This window comes from Citrobacter sp. Cf125 (genome assembly GCF_030333935.1).
GTDB classification, from domain to species: Bacteria; Pseudomonadota; Gammaproteobacteria; order Enterobacterales; family Enterobacteriaceae; genus Citrobacter; species Citrobacter freundii.
This window is the reverse complement of sequence record NZ_JAOWEY010000025.1, coordinates 239159-254611: the sequence shown is the minus strand read 5'-3', so window position 1 is coordinate 254611 and position 15453 is coordinate 239159. Positions and strand designations below refer to the sequence as shown.

17 protein-coding genes, 1 other RNA gene and 1 pseudogene are annotated in these 15453 nt (G+C 50.6%); 10 read left to right on the top strand and 9 right to left on the bottom strand.

The genetic code is table 11. The features are described 5' to 3' along the window. Nucleotides 1-30 precede the first annotated feature (30 nt). Complete coding sequence (acrR, locus tag OGV89_RS17920; protein ID WP_003021744.1) at nucleotides 31-681, bottom strand: multidrug efflux transporter transcriptional repressor AcrR; 651 nt, start codon at nucleotides 679-681, stop codon at nucleotides 31-33. A 141-nt stretch (nucleotides 682-822) separates the two neighbouring features. On the opposite strand from acrR, the gene acrA reads away from it, so the two are divergent. The 6 genes from acrA to OGV89_RS17890 all read left to right on the top strand — a co-directional run bounded on the left by acrA (nucleotide 823) and on the right by OGV89_RS17890 (nucleotide 7617). After that, complete coding sequence (gene acrA / locus OGV89_RS17915; protein ID WP_003835922.1) at nucleotides 823-2016, top strand: multidrug efflux RND transporter periplasmic adaptor subunit AcrA; 1194 nt, start codon at nucleotides 823-825, stop codon at nucleotides 2014-2016. A 22-nt stretch (nucleotides 2017-2038) separates the two neighbouring features. Further along, nucleotides 2039-5188: an efflux RND transporter permease AcrB gene (acrB, locus tag OGV89_RS17910; protein ID WP_003021736.1), complete on the top strand. Its 3150-nt coding sequence runs from the start codon at nucleotides 2039-2041 to the stop codon at nucleotides 5186-5188. A 488-nt stretch (nucleotides 5189-5676) separates the two neighbouring features. Continuing rightward, on the top strand, nucleotides 5677-6051 hold the full coding sequence (gene tomB / locus OGV89_RS17905; protein ID WP_003021733.1) for an Hha toxicity modulator TomB: 375 nt from the start codon (nucleotides 5677-5679) through the stop codon (nucleotides 6049-6051). A 27-nt stretch (nucleotides 6052-6078) separates the two neighbouring features. Then, nucleotides 6079-6297 carry a hemolysin expression-modulating protein Hha gene (gene hha, locus OGV89_RS17900; RefSeq protein WP_002892050.1) on the top strand — a complete coding sequence of 73 codons (219 nt, stop codon included), beginning with the start codon at nucleotides 6079-6081 and terminating at the stop codon, nucleotides 6295-6297. A gap of 181 nt (nucleotides 6298-6478) precedes the next feature. Continuing rightward, nucleotides 6479-7030 (top strand): maltose O-acetyltransferase, encoded by a 552-nt coding sequence (gene maa, locus OGV89_RS17895; RefSeq protein ID WP_003835924.1) that lies wholly within the window; start codon nucleotides 6479-6481, stop codon nucleotides 7028-7030. Nucleotides 7031-7146: 116 nt separating this feature from the next. Next, complete coding sequence (locus OGV89_RS17890; RefSeq protein ID WP_003021724.1) at nucleotides 7147-7617, top strand: YlaC family protein; 471 nt, start codon at nucleotides 7147-7149, stop codon at nucleotides 7615-7617. A gap of 78 nt (nucleotides 7618-7695) precedes the next feature. Here the strand turns inward: OGV89_RS17890 and ykgO are convergent, their stop codons facing one another. Both ykgO and OGV89_RS17880 read right to left on the bottom strand, forming a co-directional pair. Then, a complete protein-coding gene (ykgO, locus tag OGV89_RS17885; protein WP_005125190.1) occupies nucleotides 7696-7836 on the bottom strand; it encodes a type B 50S ribosomal protein L36 in 141 nt (46 codons plus the stop codon). A gap of 1 nt (nucleotide 7837) precedes the next feature. Beyond that, a complete protein-coding gene (locus OGV89_RS17880) occupies nucleotides 7838-8098 on the bottom strand; it encodes a type B 50S ribosomal protein L31 (RefSeq protein ID WP_003835926.1) in 261 nt (86 codons plus the stop codon). 188 nt (nucleotides 8099-8286) lie between these two features. Here OGV89_RS17880 and pdeB point away from each other — a divergent pair, with 188 nt between their 5' ends. Continuing rightward, nucleotides 8287-9840, top strand: a complete 1554-nt coding sequence (pdeB, locus tag OGV89_RS17875; protein WP_003835927.1) for a cyclic di-3',5'-guanosine monophosphate phosphodiesterase PdeB — start codon at nucleotides 8287-8289, stop codon at nucleotides 9838-9840. A gap of 51 nt (nucleotides 9841-9891) precedes the next feature. Here the strand turns inward: pdeB and OGV89_RS17870 are convergent, their stop codons facing one another. Further along, a complete protein-coding gene (locus OGV89_RS17870; protein ID WP_003831033.1) occupies nucleotides 9892-10245 on the bottom strand; it encodes a DUF1428 domain-containing protein in 354 nt (117 codons plus the stop codon). Nucleotides 10246-10309: 64 nt separating this feature from the next. Further along, nucleotides 10310-10939 carry a membrane protein YczE gene (gene yczE / locus OGV89_RS17865; RefSeq protein ID WP_003835929.1) on the bottom strand — a complete coding sequence of 210 codons (630 nt, stop codon included), beginning with the start codon at nucleotides 10937-10939 and terminating at the stop codon, nucleotides 10310-10312. A gap of 87 nt (nucleotides 10940-11026) precedes the next feature. Here yczE and yczR point away from each other — a divergent pair, with 87 nt between their 5' ends. Further along, on the top strand, nucleotides 11027-12454 hold the full coding sequence (gene yczR, locus OGV89_RS17860; RefSeq protein WP_286559051.1) for a MocR-like transcription factor YczR: 1428 nt from the start codon (nucleotides 11027-11029) through the stop codon (nucleotides 12452-12454). 59 nt (nucleotides 12455-12513) lie between these two features. Here the strand turns inward: yczR and OGV89_RS17855 are convergent, their stop codons facing one another. The 3 genes from OGV89_RS17855 to ffs all read right to left on the bottom strand — a co-directional run bounded on the left by OGV89_RS17855 (nucleotide 12514) and on the right by ffs (nucleotide 13276). Beyond that, entirely contained in the window at nucleotides 12514-12732 is a 219-nt protein-coding gene (locus OGV89_RS17855; protein WP_003021701.1) for a hypothetical protein, read from the bottom strand. Then, nucleotides 12729-12980, bottom strand: coding sequence for a hypothetical protein (locus tag OGV89_RS17850; protein ID WP_003021699.1), 252 nt, complete (start codon nucleotides 12978-12980; stop codon nucleotides 12729-12731). The genes OGV89_RS17855 and OGV89_RS17850 overlap by 4 nt, the downstream gene beginning before the upstream one ends. A gap of 199 nt (nucleotides 12981-13179) precedes the next feature. After that, nucleotides 13180-13276, bottom strand: an RNA gene (gene ffs, locus OGV89_RS17845) — signal recognition particle sRNA small type. Nucleotides 13277-13360: 84 nt separating this feature from the next. Here ffs and OGV89_RS17840 point away from each other — a divergent pair. Beyond that, nucleotides 13361-13750: pseudogene (locus OGV89_RS17840) on the top strand (MGMT family protein). Nucleotides 13751-13781: 31 nt separating this feature from the next. On the opposite strand, the gene OGV89_RS17835 reads toward OGV89_RS17840, so the two are convergent. Then, nucleotides 13782-14351, bottom strand: coding sequence for a YbaY family lipoprotein (locus OGV89_RS17835; RefSeq protein WP_003021666.1), 570 nt, complete (start codon nucleotides 14349-14351; stop codon nucleotides 13782-13784). 212 nt (nucleotides 14352-14563) lie between these two features. Between OGV89_RS17835 and tesB the strand changes: the two genes are divergently transcribed. Beyond that, nucleotides 14564-15424, top strand: a complete 861-nt coding sequence (tesB, locus tag OGV89_RS17830) for an acyl-CoA thioesterase II (RefSeq protein ID WP_286559049.1) — start codon at nucleotides 14564-14566, stop codon at nucleotides 15422-15424. The last annotated feature ends 29 nt before the right edge of the window (nucleotides 15425-15453 follow it).

The following is a 15453-nucleotide window of genomic DNA, read 5'->3' as shown; positions in this document are numbered from 1 at the left end:
CCAGGAGAATTCCTGGTGCAGAATGGCAAACTAGCTTGTCTCTCCTGCCTGCAGGCGCAAGCTTGGGCAAAGCAGACACATCTCCAGCAGCACCGCCACGTACTGACGAGCCTCATTCTTCAGATCAAACGATTCGGGAGCAAATAACCAGTTCTCCATGATCCCGGAAATATAGCTACGCATTAACACCGCTACACGACGTGTGTTCAGGTTTTCCGGCAACATGTTGACATCCATACAGTGGCGTAACGTTTTTTCTATACGGTCATAGTTTTCCAGACACAGGCTACGTTCGACTAACTGAACTGATGCTATTTCCCCGACAAATTCGCATTTGTGGAATATAATCTCCATCAATAAACGTCGGCGTTCTTCTGTCACGGTAGTTTCAAGAACGTAAATTAAAATTTCTCTTAATACTGATAGTGGATCGTCAGGGAATTTTGCCTGATACTCAGTCTCTAACTCATCAATGTTAGGTTTTGCTAGCTCCCAGATTTCACTGAATAAATCCGATTTGTTTTTGAAATGCCAATAGATTGCACCGCGCGTCACACCAGCGGCTTTTGCGATCTCAGCCAGCGAGGTGGATGAGACCCCTTGTTGCGAAAACATACGCAGAGCGACATCAAGAATGTGTTGTCGTGTTTCCTGTGCTTGTTGTTTGGTTTTTCGTGCCATAGGTCAGTGAATTTACAGGCGTTAGATTTACATACATTTGTGAATGTATGTACCATAGCACGACGATAATATAAACGCAGCAATGGGTTTATGGGCTTTAAGCCATTGATCAATTTGAAATCGGACACTCGAGGTTTACATATGAACAAAAACAGAGGGTTAACGCCTCTGGCAGTCGTTCTGATGCTCTCAGGCAGCTTAGCGCTAACAGGATGTGACGACAAACAGGCCCAACAAGGGGGCCAGCAAATGCCAGAGGTTGGAGTTGTTACGCTCAAAACTGAACCTCTACAGATCACAACCGAACTTCCGGGTCGCACCAGTGCGTTTCGTATTGCTGAAGTTCGTCCTCAGGTTAGCGGGATTATCCTGAAACGTAATTTCACGGAAGGTGGTGACATCGAAGCGGGTGTATCTCTCTATCAGATTGATCCTGCTACTTACCAGGCCGCTTATGAAAGTGCAAAAGGCGATCTGGCTAAAGCACAAGCCGCAGCAAACATTGCTCAACTGACGGTGAAACGTTATCAGAAACTGTTGGGTACTAAGTACATCAGCCAACAGGACTACGATAGCGCGTTGGCTGACGCACAGCAGGCAAACGCCGCCGTTGTTGCCGCGAAAGCCGCGGTAGAAACTGCACGCATCAATCTGGCTTACACCAAAGTGACGTCACCGATCAGCGGTCGCATTGGTAAATCATCCGTTACGGAAGGCGCTCTGGTGCAAAACGGTCAGGCGACCGCACTGGCGACCGTTCAGCAGTTGGATCCCATCTATGTAGACGTGACGCAGTCAAGCAACGACTTCCTGCGCCTGAAACAAGAGCTGGCCAACGGCACGCTGAAGCAAGAAAACGGTAAAGCGAAAGTCGAACTGGTGACCAATGACGGCATTAAATACCCGCAGTCCGGTACGCTGGAATTTTCTGATGTGACGGTAGATCAAACCACTGGGTCGATTACGTTACGCGCAATTTTCCCGAACCCGGATCATACCTTACTGCCGGGTATGTTCGTCCGCGCACGTCTGGAAGAAGGGATTAACCCAACTGCATTATTGGTTCCACAGCAAGGCGTTACCCGCACACCGCGTGGCGATGCCAGTGCATTGGTTATCGGTGCAGACAACAAAGTTGAAACTCGTCAAATTGTCGCCGCACAAGCGATTGGCGACAAATGGTTAGTCACTGATGGACTTAAGCCGGGCGACCGCGTGATTGTTACTGGGCTGCAGAAAGTACGTCCTGGCGCGCAGGTAAAAGCGCAGGAAATCACCGCTGATAACAACCAGCAAGGCCAAAGCGGTAGCCAGCCTGAACAGTCCAAGTCTTAACTTAAACAGGAGCCGTTAAGACATGCCTAATTTCTTTATCGATCGCCCAATATTTGCGTGGGTGATCGCCATTATCATCATGTTGGCAGGGGGGCTCGCGATCCTCAAATTGCCGGTAGCGCAATATCCGACTATTGCACCGCCAGCAGTGACGATCTCCGCGACCTATCCTGGCGCTGATGCCAAAACAGTACAGGATACTGTTACGCAGGTTATCGAACAGAATATGAACGGTATCGATAACCTGATGTACATGTCCTCAAACAGTGACTCCACGGGTACCGTGCAGATCACCCTGACCTTCCAGTCTGGTACTGATGCGGATATCGCACAGGTACAGGTGCAGAACAAACTGCAGCTGGCCATGCCGTTGCTGCCTCAGGAAGTACAGCAGCAAGGGGTTAGCGTTGAGAAGTCATCCAGCAGCTTCCTGATGGTTGTCGGTGTTATCAACACCAACGGCACCATGACGCAGGAGGATATTTCCGACTACGTTGGCGCCAACATGAAGGATGCCATTAGCCGTACTTCAGGCGTGGGCGACGTTCAGCTGTTTGGTTCTCAGTATGCGATGCGTATCTGGATGGATCCGAACAAACTGAACAACTTCCAGCTGACACCGGTTGATGTAATCAGCGCCATCAAAGCGCAGAACGCCCAGGTTGCAGCCGGTCAGTTAGGTGGTACGCCGCCGGTGAAAGGTCAGCAGCTTAACGCATCGATCATTGCGCAAACCCGTCTGACCTCCGCTGATGAGTTCGGCAAAATCCTGCTGAAAGTGAATCAGGATGGTTCCCAGGTTCGTCTGCGTGACGTAGCGAAAGTGGAACTGGGCGGTGAGAACTACGACATCATTGCGAAGTTCAACGGTAAACCGGCATCCGGTCTGGGTATCAAGCTGGCAACAGGTGCTAACGCCCTGGACACCGCAAACGCTATCCGCGAAGAACTGAAGAAGATGGAGCCGTTCTTCCCGTCAGGTCTGAAGATCGTTTACCCGTATGACACCACGCCGTTCGTGAAAATTTCTATTCACGAAGTAGTGAAAACGCTGGCAGAAGCAATCATCCTCGTGTTCCTGGTAATGTATCTGTTCCTGCAGAACTTCCGCGCGACGCTGATTCCGACTATCGCCGTGCCGGTGGTACTCTTGGGTACGTTTGCCGTCCTGGCGATTTTCGGCTTCTCAATAAATACCCTGACGATGTTCGGGATGGTGCTCGCCATCGGCCTGCTGGTGGATGACGCCATCGTTGTGGTCGAGAACGTTGAACGTGTAATGGCTGAGGAAGGACTACCGCCGAAGGAAGCAACGCGAAAATCGATGGGCCAGATTCAGGGCGCATTGGTGGGTATCGCGATGGTGCTGTCAGCGGTATTTATCCCAATGGCGTTCTTCGGGGGGTCGACCGGTGCAATTTACCGTCAGTTCTCCATCACCATTGTTTCCGCGATGGCGCTGTCTGTACTGGTGGCATTGATTCTGACCCCTGCCCTGTGTGCGACCATGCTCAAACCGATTGCTAAAGGCGATCACGGAGAAGGCAAAAAAGGCTTCTTCGGCTGGTTTAACCGCATGTTCGATAAGAGCACGCATCATTACACCGATAGCGTGGGCGGTATTCTGCGCAGCACTGGTCGTTATCTGGCACTGTATCTGATTATCGTTGTGGGCATGGCCTATCTGTTCGTTCGTCTGCCAAGTTCGTTCCTGCCAGATGAAGACCAGGGGGTATTCCTGTCTATGGCTCAGCTGCCAGCGGGTGCGACGCAAGAGCGTACCCAGAAGGTACTGGACGAAATGACGGATTACTACCTGACCAAGGAAAAAGCGAACGTTGAATCGGTGTTTGCCGTTAACGGTTTCGGTTTTGCTGGTCGTGGTCAGAACACCGGCATCGCGTTCGTTTCTCTGAAAGACTGGAGTGAACGTCCTGGCGAAGAGAACAAGGTTGAAGCGATTACTCAGCGTGCAATGGGCGCATTCTCGCAGATTAAAGACGCAATGGTCTTTGCCTTTAACCTGCCAGCGATTGTGGAGTTAGGGACCGCAACCGGTTTTGACTTCCAGTTGATTGACCAGGCGGGTCTGGGCCATGAGAAGCTGACTCAGGCGCGTAACCAACTGTTTGGTGAAGTCGCGAAGCATCCTGATCTGTTGGTCGGTGTTCGTCCTAACGGTCTGGAAGATACGCCGCAGTTCAAGATCGATATCGATCAGGAAAAAGCGCAGGCTCTGGGCGTTTCCATTAGTGATATTAATACAACGCTGGGTGCAGCATGGGGCGGAAGCTACGTGAATGACTTCATCGACCGTGGTCGTGTGAAGAAAGTTTACGTCATGTCTGAAGCGAAATACCGTATGTTGCCGGAAGATATTGGAAACTGGTATGTCCGCGGTAGCGATGGACAGATGGTACCGTTCTCCGCCTTCTCAACCTCACGTTGGGAATACGGTTCGCCGCGTCTGGAACGCTATAACGGTTTGCCTTCCATGGAAATCTTAGGCCAGGCCGCTCCGGGTAAAAGTACCGGTGAAGCCATGGCGATGATGGAGCAACTGGCCAGCAAACTGCCATCCGGTATCGGTTATGACTGGACCGGTATGTCCTACCAGGAACGACTGTCCGGCAACCAGGCTCCTGCCTTGTATGCCATTTCACTGATCGTCGTATTCTTGTGTCTGGCAGCGTTGTACGAGAGCTGGTCAATTCCGTTCTCCGTAATGCTGGTTGTACCGCTGGGTGTTATCGGTGCATTGCTGGCAGCAACGTTCCGCGGCCTGACCAACGACGTTTACTTCCAGGTAGGCCTGCTTACAACCATTGGGTTGTCGGCGAAGAACGCGATACTTATCGTCGAATTCGCCAAAGACTTGATGGATAAAGAGGGTAAAGGTCTGATAGAGGCGACGCTGGACGCAGTACGCATGCGTTTACGTCCAATCCTGATGACGTCACTGGCCTTTATTCTGGGCGTAATGCCGCTGGTCATCAGCTCCGGCGCAGGCTCCGGTGCGCAGAACGCCGTTGGTACTGGCGTAATGGGTGGGATGGTGACGGCAACCGTGTTGGCGATCTTCTTTGTTCCGGTGTTCTTTGTGGTGGTACGCCGCCGCTTTAGCCGCAAAAATGAAGATATTGAGCATAGCCACTCAGTAGAGCATCATTGATACATCTCTAAAGATAAGGCCGCGCAAGCGGCCTTTTTTCTGGAAAAATCATAAAAATCACTTATTGCCATTCCGTTTATTTTCTATCGGGTAAATAAGCGATATAATCCTTGCAGCCTTAAAGGCTATTCTTAAAAAAACAGCGAGAGTTCTTATTTACGTTAATAAATATTAAGATTAATCCTATCCACTGGTTTTCATTGTCGGTTGTTGCCTTTCGTTGCTAAACCTAAACAAGATAACCCGATGATTGCCCGAAGAATAAAGAAATTGTCCCATTTCGAATTGCGGCATTTATCTGTTAAAATGTAAAAATGACGTAGCATCATAATTTTACATAATTGTAATTTTTCGTGATATGACGATGAAATCTTTTTTAGAGTAGATTATAGTTAAATCATCAGGAGTCGCGGGCAAGTTCCAGGTAGTTGTTGTATCCATCCCGAAAGGTGTTCGGTTAGTTTAAGCCACTAAGAAGGGGATGCGTTATGGATGAATACTCACCCAAAAGACATGATATCGCGCAGCTTAAATTTCTCTGCGAAACTCTGTATCATGACTGTCTTGCAAACCTTGAACAAAGTAACCATGGCTGGGTTAATGACCCTACCTCTGCAACCAGCTTGCAGCTCAATGAACTGATAGAGCATATTGCAACCTTCGCACTTAATTATAAAATTAAGTACAATGAGGACAATAAGCTGATCGCGCAGATAGATGAATACCTGGATGACACTTTTATGTTGTTCAGCAGTTATGGTATTAATACGCAGGATCTGCAGAAATGGCGGAAGTCAGGTAATCGACTGTTTCGCTGTTTTGTCAATGCCACCAGGGCTAATCCTGTTAGTTTGTCTTGTTAAAAATTATTACAATCATAGGTAAGAGTTATGTCCGATAAACCATTAACTAAAACAGATTATTTGATGCGCCTGCGACGTTGCCAGACTATTGATACGCTAGAGCGCGTTATTGAAAAAAATAAATATGAATTGTCCGACAACGAACTGGCTGTATTTTACTCAGCAGCAGATCATCGCCTTGCTGAATTGACCATGAATAAGCTTTACGACAAGATTCCAACTTCTGTTTGGAAATTCATTCGCTAATTGCACTCAAGGTTAAGTCAGGTATAGCGGCACAGTTGTCTGGCTAACCATTTTCGTATTTACAATGGTTATTTAATTCAAATCACGTGACTATGATCACAGCAAAGAAGCGGGAACGTTCCCCTTGCTTGCATTACGTTTTACTGTGCTGAAATAATCTTCAGTACACAGGGAAATCGTAATGCGTAATGAAAAGCAAAAAATGATCGCCGGCGAATACTATCGCCCGGCAGATGAAACGCTGCGCAGTGACCGACTACGCGCTCGTCAATTGATCCATCGCTACAATCTCACCGCTCCCGATGAAAAAAATGAGCGTCAGGCAATCCTGCATGATCTGTTAGGTCAGAGTGAGGGTGCCTATATTGAACCCTCTTTCCGGTGTGATTACGGTTATAATATCTATCTTGGTAAAGACTTTTACGCTAATTTCGACTGCGTTATGCTCGACGTCTGTCCAATTCATATTGGCGACAACTGCATGCTGGCACCTGGCGTTCATATCTATACCGCGACCCATCCGCTGGATGCTACCGAGCGCAACAGTGGCCTGGAGTTCGGAAAGCCCGTGACTATCGGCAATAATGTCTGGATAGGTGGCCGTGCAGTGATCAATCCTGGCGTCACGCTGGGCGATAACGTGGTTGTGGCATCAGGTGCAGTAGTCACTAAAAGCGTTCCAGCGAACACCGTGGTTGGGGGCAATCCCGCAAGGATCATCAAAACGCTGTGATCTTAAATGTAACTGTTATGCTAAATTACGGTTAATCTGTTACTTTCTTCAAAGGGTATCCCCTTTTAAAATAGGGCGATCCCTCCTGAATTTTGCAGATATCACGAAGGCAAGAGATGACAGAAATACAGCGCCTGCTTACTGAAACAATCGACGACTTAAATATTCGCGAGAAGCGCGACAACAAACCGCGCTTTAGCATCAGCTTTATTCGCAAACACCCTGGGCTGTTTATCGGCATGTATGTTGCCTGGTTTGCCACGCTGGCGGTGATGCTACAGTCAGAAACGTTAGTCGATTCAGTATGGCTGCTGGTGGTACTGTTCGTTGTACTCAACGGCTTTTTCTTTTTCGACGTTGCGCCACGGTACCGCTTTGAAGATATCGACGTTCTGGATTTTAGAGTTTGCTATAACGGAGAATGGTACAACACGCGCTTTGTCCCCTCCTCGCTCATCGATACTATCCTGCACTCACCGTCCGTGGATAGCGAACATAAAGCACAGCTGCAAAAGATGATATCGCGCAAAGGCGAACTCTCGTTTTACGATGTCTTTACGCTTACCCGCGCCCAGACCACCCAGTAACGGCATCTCAGCGCAGATAAAAAAAGTGCGTTCCTGCCCAGGCAACGCACTTTAATCCCTGAAATGCTGGCAAAGAAACTAACGTCTCTTTTTACGCCCCTGTACTGCTTTAAAGCGCGGATTCGTTTTGCAGATAACGTACAAACGCCCTTTGCGTTTTACTATCTGGCAGTCAGGATGGCGCTGTTTTGCGCTGCGAAGTGAATTGAGTACCTGCATTTTAACTCCGCTTAACGCCAATAAAATGACCAAAACGTTTTTGGAAACGTGCTGCACTACCTTCATTATCAAAGGTTTTTTGTTTCCCGGTATAATACGGATGCGATTTAGAAGATATATCGAGGGTCACGTACGGGTACATTTCCCCCTCAAACTCAATTTCACGCTCAGTCTTAATGGTCGAACCGACCTTAAAGAATTCATTGGCACTGGTATCGTGAAACACCACGGTACGGTAAAAAGGATGAATATCCGGTTTCATGGCAACCTCGATTTGTTACGTTATAACATAACCAACAAAATACACCACTCTTGTACAAACCACAACCTGATTTACGCTACAGGGAGTTAAACGGGATGATAAGTGGCCGTAAATATATGATGTCAATCGAATAGCTTTTCGGGGTTTCAGATATACTTTCCCTACGCTGTGTAAATAAGGATATCACTGTGACAACACGACATCTGATAAGCCTGGTGACTGGGGTACTGTTCCTTTCCATCCTCGCGCCTGTAGGTTTAAGCCTGTGGCTGGCACATCGTCAGGTCGAAACGAAATTTATCGATGAACTCGACATGTTCTCAACACGAGTCGCATTACGTACGGAACGCGTAGGCGAGCAGGCGAAAAAAGCATTACGCCATATTGAAGCATTTCAGGGGGTGCCTTGTAGTGATGAGCATCTGCTGGAAATGCGTCGTTTGTCATATAGCTATCGCTATATTCAGGAAGTGCTGTACCTCAAAGATAACGTTCCGCAATGCTCATCCCTGGAAAAAAGAAGCCAGGCAGACGCATTTCCACCCGCAATGAAAGTCACTCCTGATGGATATCGCGCATGGCTTACCACGCAAAATGATTTGGGCATCAAGCGCTTTATGGCAGCATTAGGGAGCGAACATTATATTGTGATGGTCGATCCGGGTTCTTTCATTGACGTCATCCCGTTTGGCTCATGGCCGATTGAAGTGACTATCATTGGCACCATGCGCAACGTCGTGGTTGCCAGTAGCGCCGATCTGCCATCGGACGTTTTGCAGCATATACAGCAAGAACGATCGATTACTCATTTTAACAAAGATGGCAGCATTTATAACGCCCGCCCCTTTCCTGAGTTGGGCATCACGATCGTAACCTGGGCGTCTACCCTACCATTGCAAAAAACCTGGCACCGGCAGGCACTGATCTGGCTCCCGGCAGGTATTCTTATCGGTTTGCTCACCGCCGCCTTTGTTTTGCGTATTTTGCGCCGCTTACAGTCGCCCCATCACCAGTTGCAGGACGCTATCCAGCATCGGGACATCAAAGTCCACTATCAACCAATTATCTCGCTCAAAACGGGGAAAGTGGTTGGGGCAGAGGCGCTGGCTCGCTGGCAGCAGGCCGATGGGAGTTATCTGTCACCTGAAATTTTCGTCGCGCTGGCGCATGAAACCGGGCTGACAGAGTCCCTCACCCGGTTGATTATTGAAAGCGTATTTGAAGATTTAGGCAAATGGCTGCGTCAGCATCCTGAGCAGCATATATCCATCAACCTTGAGTCAGCCGATCTGTCCTCCGAAACGCTTCCAGCCCTGTTAAGCCAGAAGGTGAACCACTGGCAACTTAAGCCTGCGCAAATCGCGCTGGAGCTAACTGAACGCGAATTTGCTGACCCAAAAAACAGCGCGCCGTTTATTGCCAAATACCGTCAGGCGGGTCATTCAATCTATATTGATGACTTTGGTACCGGCTATTCCAGCCTGAGTTATTTGCAGGATCTGGATGTAGACATCCTGAAGATAGACAAATCGTTCGTCGATGCACTGGAGTACAACAACGTCACGCCGCATATCATCGAGATAGCAAAAGCGCTGAAACTTGAGATGGTGGCGGAAGGTATCGAAACCGAGAATCAGGAAACCTGGCTACGCAAGCACGGAGTGCAGTACGGTCAAGGCTGGCTTTACAGCAAAGCGCTGCCGAAAACGGAATTTATACTGTGGGCAGAAAAACGGCTTTAACATGGCTGTTGATGTTGAGATGGCTGGCGGCACGCCGCACAGCCAGTCACATCACTCTTCCATAATGGGCGCAAATCCACCGTAGATCATTCGCTTGCCATCAAATGGCATAGATTCACCGAATTCCTTCATACGGGGATCGGACATCATCTTCTGATTCGCCGCGTCGCGGACCTCTTTGGAAGGGTATTCAATCCAGCTGAATACCACTTCTTCATGATCCTGCGCTTTCACAGCCATGCGAAAATCGGTCAATTTGCCGTCGGGGACATCATCTGCCCAGCACTCCACCACGCGCAATGCACCGAATTCCTTGAAAAGCGGAGCTGCTTTTGCCGCCATCGCAATGTACGCCTCCTTGTTTTCAGCGGGTACGGCAACCACAAAGCCATCAACATACTTCATGAGAAAAACCTCCGAAGTGTACTGCGCGGCAAGCCGATTCCGGCCGCGTCAGTCGAGGTTAAGTTTAGTCGCCAGCAGGCGATCGCGCCCCAGGCGTATTCTTGATGCGAATACGTGCCTGCGGCTGATGGCGAAACCACGGCAAGCAAAGCTGAATGAGCGGTCCGATAGCCAAGGCATACAGCACCGTACCAACCCCCACTGTTCCTCCCAGCAACCAACCGATAAGCAGCACCGACACTTCAATTGCGGTTCGAATTCGTCGTACTGGCCAGCCGGTACGTGCGTGGATACCGGTCATCAGACCATCACGCGGACCGGCGCCAAAACCGGCACCAATGTACAGGCTGGTTGCTAACGCATTCAAGATCACCGCTGACACCAACAGCCCGCTGCGCGCCAGCAGGGATTCAAATCCCGGAATCACCAGCAGCGCGGCATCTGCCGCCAGCCCGATCATAATCACGTTGCTCAACGTGCCAAACCCTGGACGCTGGCGCAGCGGTATCCACGCCAGCAGTACCAACACACCCACGGCAATAATCACCACGCCGATATTCATCGACAATAAATTGGCCACGCCCAGGTGAAATACGTTCCACGGATCGGCCCCTAAATCGGCACGGACAAACATCGCCGTCGACACACCGTACAGCGTCAGCCCGATAAACAGCTGAAGTAAACGACGCAGCATGCTTTTCCCCTCTCACTCTCAGATAACTTTCATCATCACCGCAATTGGCACTATGATTAATGTCCAGTTTTCAAAAAGTGGACTGCTATGTCATCACGCCGTTACGGAAGCCAGTCTTTGCAGCGCCTGCTCGGACACTGGCAGGAAAACCCCTCACGAACGCCCATCTGGCGACAGCTGGCAGAAGCGTTACGTCTGCTGATCCTTGATGGTCGACTGGCGCTGGATAGTCGCTTACCCGGCGAACGCGAGCTCGCTGCCGTTCTGCAAGTGAGCCGAACCACCGTCGCCAGCGCCATGGCGCAACTGCGTGAAGAGGGATATCTGGAAAGCCGTCATGGGAGCGGCTCACGGGTGATCCTGCCGGAACACATTCGTCATGTGCCTACACGAACCAGTACCGGTACAGCGCTGGATTTGTCCACGGCGGCGCTGAGTGCCGGTCCCGAAATTCACCATGCTTACCAACAAGCGCTGTTTGCGATGCCGCAGCATTTGCTGAGTTCCGGGTATCTACCACAGGGACTGGCGGTTTTGCGTGAATCCATCGCCCGGCATTATTGCGAACGCGGACTCCCGACGCAGCCCGATGAGATTATGGTCGTGAACGGCGCGGTCAGTGGCCTGGCGCTGATCCTGCGTTTACTCACCGGCCCTGGCGATCGCGTGGTGGTCGATCATCCCACGTATCCGCTGGCGATTGCCGCGATTCAAGGTGCATCATGTCGTCCCGTCGGTGTGTCGCTGCCCGAACACGGTTGGGATACGGCAGGTCTGGTCGCCACCATCGCGCAAACCGCACCGAGAATGGCCTATCTGATGCCGGACTTTCACAATCCGACCGGGCGTTGCATGGACGCTGCAACTCGCCAGGTCGTGGCAGATATTGCTGAAAGGACCCGCACCACGCTGGTGATTGATGAGACCATGGTGAACCTGTGGTATGACGCCCCGCCACCACCGCCGCTTGCCACATTCAACCGCGATGCGCCGATCATCCTGCTGGGATCTGCCGGGAAAAGCTTTTGGGGAGGATTACGTCTGGGCTGGATTCGGGCGTCGGCGCGAACCATTGCGGCGCTGGTACAAACTCGCGACACCTTCGATTTAGGCTCCCCGGTGCTTGAACAACTCGCCACCAGCTGGCTGCTGGATAATGCCGCCGACTTTCTTCCTGACAGAAGACGGCTACTCACATCGCAGCGAGATCTGTGCTCGGATCTGATGAACGCACATTTCCCGGAGTGGCAGTTTACCCAGCCACAGGGAGGACTCTCTTTTTGGGTTGAACTGCCCGATACGCTGGCAACGCTATTCGCTACGCGCGCCGAAATCGCAGGCATTCAGTTGGGAACCGGTACGCGTTTCGGTCTTGATGGTGCATTTGACCGCTTTTTGCGTATGCCCTTCACATTACCGGATGACACAACGCGTGCCGCCTTCCGGGTGTTGCAACCCATTTGGGATAACCTGCGTTTGCAGACCAGCAGCGGGAAAATACGTAAAATAATCTAAACGACGAGTCAAAGGACTCGTCCTTGAATGCCGTGATGGACGAGGATGTCCCGGCAATATTACCGCTGAGGAGGAACCGGAAACCCCTTCAGAGAAATCACGAAATTCTCACCGTCTTTCTTAATTTTTGCCCCGGCATCACACCAGTCGGAGGCAATACGGAAGAACTCATCGCTGCCGACGTTCCAGCTCAGACGAACATGTTTCACATAACCGGAACGCAGCATTTCACAGGCTTCGCCATAATTACAGGCGGTTGAGAGCGGTTGTTGTTTCATTTTTTCTTCTTCAGTAGTCTTCGCAATGCTTTGATTTCTTTAGGAGTCAGTGCTTCAACCACGGATTCTTCCGTATGCTGGCTATCGATATCCTCAGCGGAGACTCCCGCCTCTTCAACGGCGGAAAACGCGATCAGCAGTAGTTTTTCCGTCGCGATACTTAAATTTTCACTATGCACTTCAGCGTAATGGCGAAGCTTTTCTTTTAGCGCCTCATCAATTTTGACATTCAATACAGCGGTCGACATCGTAGAAAATCCTTGTGGTCAGCCAAAACACACCGAATGTAAGACCCCTGTCGTTACAGTGCAATGGCGGCGGCAAAAGCATCAAATAACATCCCCGAAACACATTGACAGCATTTGATGACATTAAAATGACAATACGATGACAAAGAAAAGAAGATAAGCAGAAGGAAAATTGCCGGACGGCAGAATTGGGTGGGGGCCCTGCCAGCTACATCCCGGCACACACGTCATCTGCCTTGGCTGCTTCCTTCCGGACCTGACCTGGTAAACAGAGTAGTGTTGCGGGAGAACCAACAGAGCCCCCATTGAGAGCGTTGTTAACCAACGCGCAGGCGCATTATCACTGCTGCACCCTGTAATTGCAACCCATCCAGCATCGGATGCTGTTTTCTTGTGCAATGCGGCTTCACTCCTTCGCCGTTCAGCATTATGCTGGAGGATTAGCGCAGGAATAAATGATGGATATACAAGACACTTTCCCCCAACGCGTCTGGCAAATCGTCGCGTCAATCCCCGAAGGTTTCGTCACCACCTATGGCGATGTTGCCAGGCTTGCCGGTTCGCCGCGTGCTGCGCGCCAGGTAGGCGGCGTGCTTAAGCGTCTCCCCGAAGGCAGCACTTTGCCCTGGCATCGGGTGGTTAATCGTCATGGTGCCATTTCGCTGACAGGCCCGGACCTGCAACGGCAGCGCCAGGCGTTGCTGGCTGAAGGAGTAGTGGTTTCAGGAAGCGGACAGATCGATTTACAGCGCTATCGCTGGGTGTACTAACCCTCTCTGGGCGGAGAGGGTTACGACTGCCTTAGTACTGTGTGGGAGCAGGGACGGCAGAAGACGGATTCACCTGGGTTGGTGACGTTGACGGCACCGTGGTGGCAGCCCCACCGCTCGCCTGAACCGGTACTGCCGTTTGCTGTACAGGGACCAGCGTCAGGTCAGCTTTTGTCCCCCCCTGATTAATGACCGTCTGCACGGTATCAGTAATGAAGACCAGTTTGTCATTAACCGTAATTGCCGCACTTAGCAGAATACGGGCGTTAGGTTGAATATCAGCCGGGTTAAACGGTAATACGAAGCTGAATGGCGCCTGTTTACCCTCAGTACGGACCGCTTTTTGCGACAGCACTTTTGACGGTGCATCGGCCAGTGAAGCATCTGACAGCGTTACGGTCAGCACCGCATCAGGTGGCAAGGCCACTTTCTGGCGGATCCATACTGTACCGGAGACATTAGGCTGCTGAATTTTAGACTGTGTGTCAGCAATTGACGTATTAGGGCTTGGCGCAGGTGTCTGAATATCCGCGCTTTTATCGGCGCAGGCTGCCAGAGCGACCGCAACCGCTAAACCACTTACCATGTGCACGAGTTTCATTAAATTCTCCTTTTCATCTATGCACCAGCGAGAACTTTCCTCGCCAGAAGAGTGGTTAACAAAAACATAACGTGACTAAGTGTGGCACAAGATAGCTGTTTTTGCCTGTAATAGGCCTTTAATTCAGACAATTGCACCCATCGGACCACTTTCAAAATTGCGTTATACTCTGCCTACCTCGCTGCGAGAACGATATAACCTGGAGAGCACGTATGAGTCTGGCGCTGAAAAATTTGCTGACATTGTTAAATCTGGAAAAAATTGAAGAAGGACTCTTTCGGGGCCAAAGTGAAGACTTAGGGTTACGTCAGGTTTTTGGGGGACAGGTTGTCGGTCAGGCGCTGTATGCCGCAAAGGAAACCGTACCAGAAGAGCGTCTGGTCCATTCCTTTCACAGCTACTTTTTACGCCCCGGCGATAGCCAAAAGCCCATCATCTATGATGTAGAAGTCCTGCGTGATGGTAACAGCTTCAGCGCGCGCCGCGTTGCCGCAATCCAGAATGGTAAACCTATTTTTTACATGACAGCCTCTTTCCAGGCGCCGGAAGACGGATTTGAACATCAGAAAACCATGCCGGATGCGCCGAGTCCCGATGAGCTTAAATCAGAAACAGAAATTGCCCGCTCAGTGGCGCATTTGCTGCCGCCGCTGTTGAAAGAAAAATTTATCAACGATCGTCCATTGGAAGTGCGTCCGGTTGAATTTCATAACCCCTTAAAAGGTCACGTCGCACCTCCGGCGCGCCAGGTTTGGATCCGCGCAAACGGCGAGCTGCAGGACGATCTGCGCGTCCATCAATATCTGCTGGGTTATGCTTCAGACCTGAACTTCCTGCCTGTTGCGCTGCAGCCGTACGGAATTGGTTTCCTGGAAAAAGGGATTCAGATCGCCACCATTGACCACTCCATGTGGTTCCATCGTCCGTTCAATATCAATCAGTGGTTGTTGTATAACGTCGAGAGTACTTCGGCCTCCGGTGCCCGGGGTTTTGTACGCGGGGAGTTTTATACGCAGGACGGCGTGCTGGTCGCCTCTACCGTGCAGGAAGGGGTAATGCGTAATCGTAATTGAGAATTACCGGATGGCGGCGCAAAAGCGTT

Bases quoted from the DNA above. Each gene is read 5' to 3' on its own strand.
- hha (WP_002892050.1), top strand. From the start codon at position 6,079: ATGTCCGATAAACCATTAACTAAAACAGATTATTTGATGCGCCTGCGA.
- ykgO (WP_005125190.1), bottom strand. From the start codon at position 7,836: ATGCAGGTACTCAATTCACTTCGCAGCGCAAAACAGCGCCATCCTGAC.
- yczE (WP_003835929.1), bottom strand. From the start codon at position 10,939: ATGCTGCGTCGTTTACTTCAGCTGTTTATCGGGCTGACGCTGTACGGT.
- tomB (WP_003021733.1), top strand. From the start codon at position 5,677: ATGGATGAATACTCACCCAAAAGACATGATATCGCGCAGCTTAAATTT.
- OGV89_RS17855 (WP_003021701.1), bottom strand. From the start codon at position 12,732: ATGAAACAACAACCGCTCTCAACCGCCTGTAATTATGGCGAAGCCTGT.
- tesB (WP_286559049.1), top strand. From the start codon at position 14,564: ATGAGTCTGGCGCTGAAAAATTTGCTGACATTGTTAAATCTGGAAAAA.
- OGV89_RS17890 (WP_003021724.1), top strand. From the start codon at position 7,147: ATGACAGAAATACAGCGCCTGCTTACTGAAACAATCGACGACTTAAAT.
- yczR (WP_286559051.1), top strand. From the start codon at position 11,027: ATGTCATCACGCCGTTACGGAAGCCAGTCTTTGCAGCGCCTGCTCGGA.
- OGV89_RS17870 (WP_003831033.1), bottom strand. From the start codon at position 10,245: ATGAAGTATGTTGATGGCTTTGTGGTTGCCGTACCCGCTGAAAACAAG.
- acrB (WP_003021736.1), top strand. From the start codon at position 2,039: ATGCCTAATTTCTTTATCGATCGCCCAATATTTGCGTGGGTGATCGCC.
- acrA (WP_003835922.1), top strand. From the start codon at position 823: ATGAACAAAAACAGAGGGTTAACGCCTCTGGCAGTCGTTCTGATGCTC.
- maa (WP_003835924.1), top strand. From the start codon at position 6,479: ATGCGTAATGAAAAGCAAAAAATGATCGCCGGCGAATACTATCGCCCG.
- OGV89_RS17880 (WP_003835926.1), bottom strand. From the start codon at position 8,098: ATGAAACCGGATATTCATCCTTTTTACCGTACCGTGGTGTTTCACGAT.
- acrR (WP_003021744.1), bottom strand. From the start codon at position 681: ATGGCACGAAAAACCAAACAACAAGCACAGGAAACACGACAACACATT.
- OGV89_RS17850 (WP_003021699.1), bottom strand. From the start codon at position 12,980: ATGTCGACCGCTGTATTGAATGTCAAAATTGATGAGGCGCTAAAAGAA.
- OGV89_RS17835 (WP_003021666.1), bottom strand. From the start codon at position 14,351: ATGAAACTCGTGCACATGGTAAGTGGTTTAGCGGTTGCGGTCGCTCTG.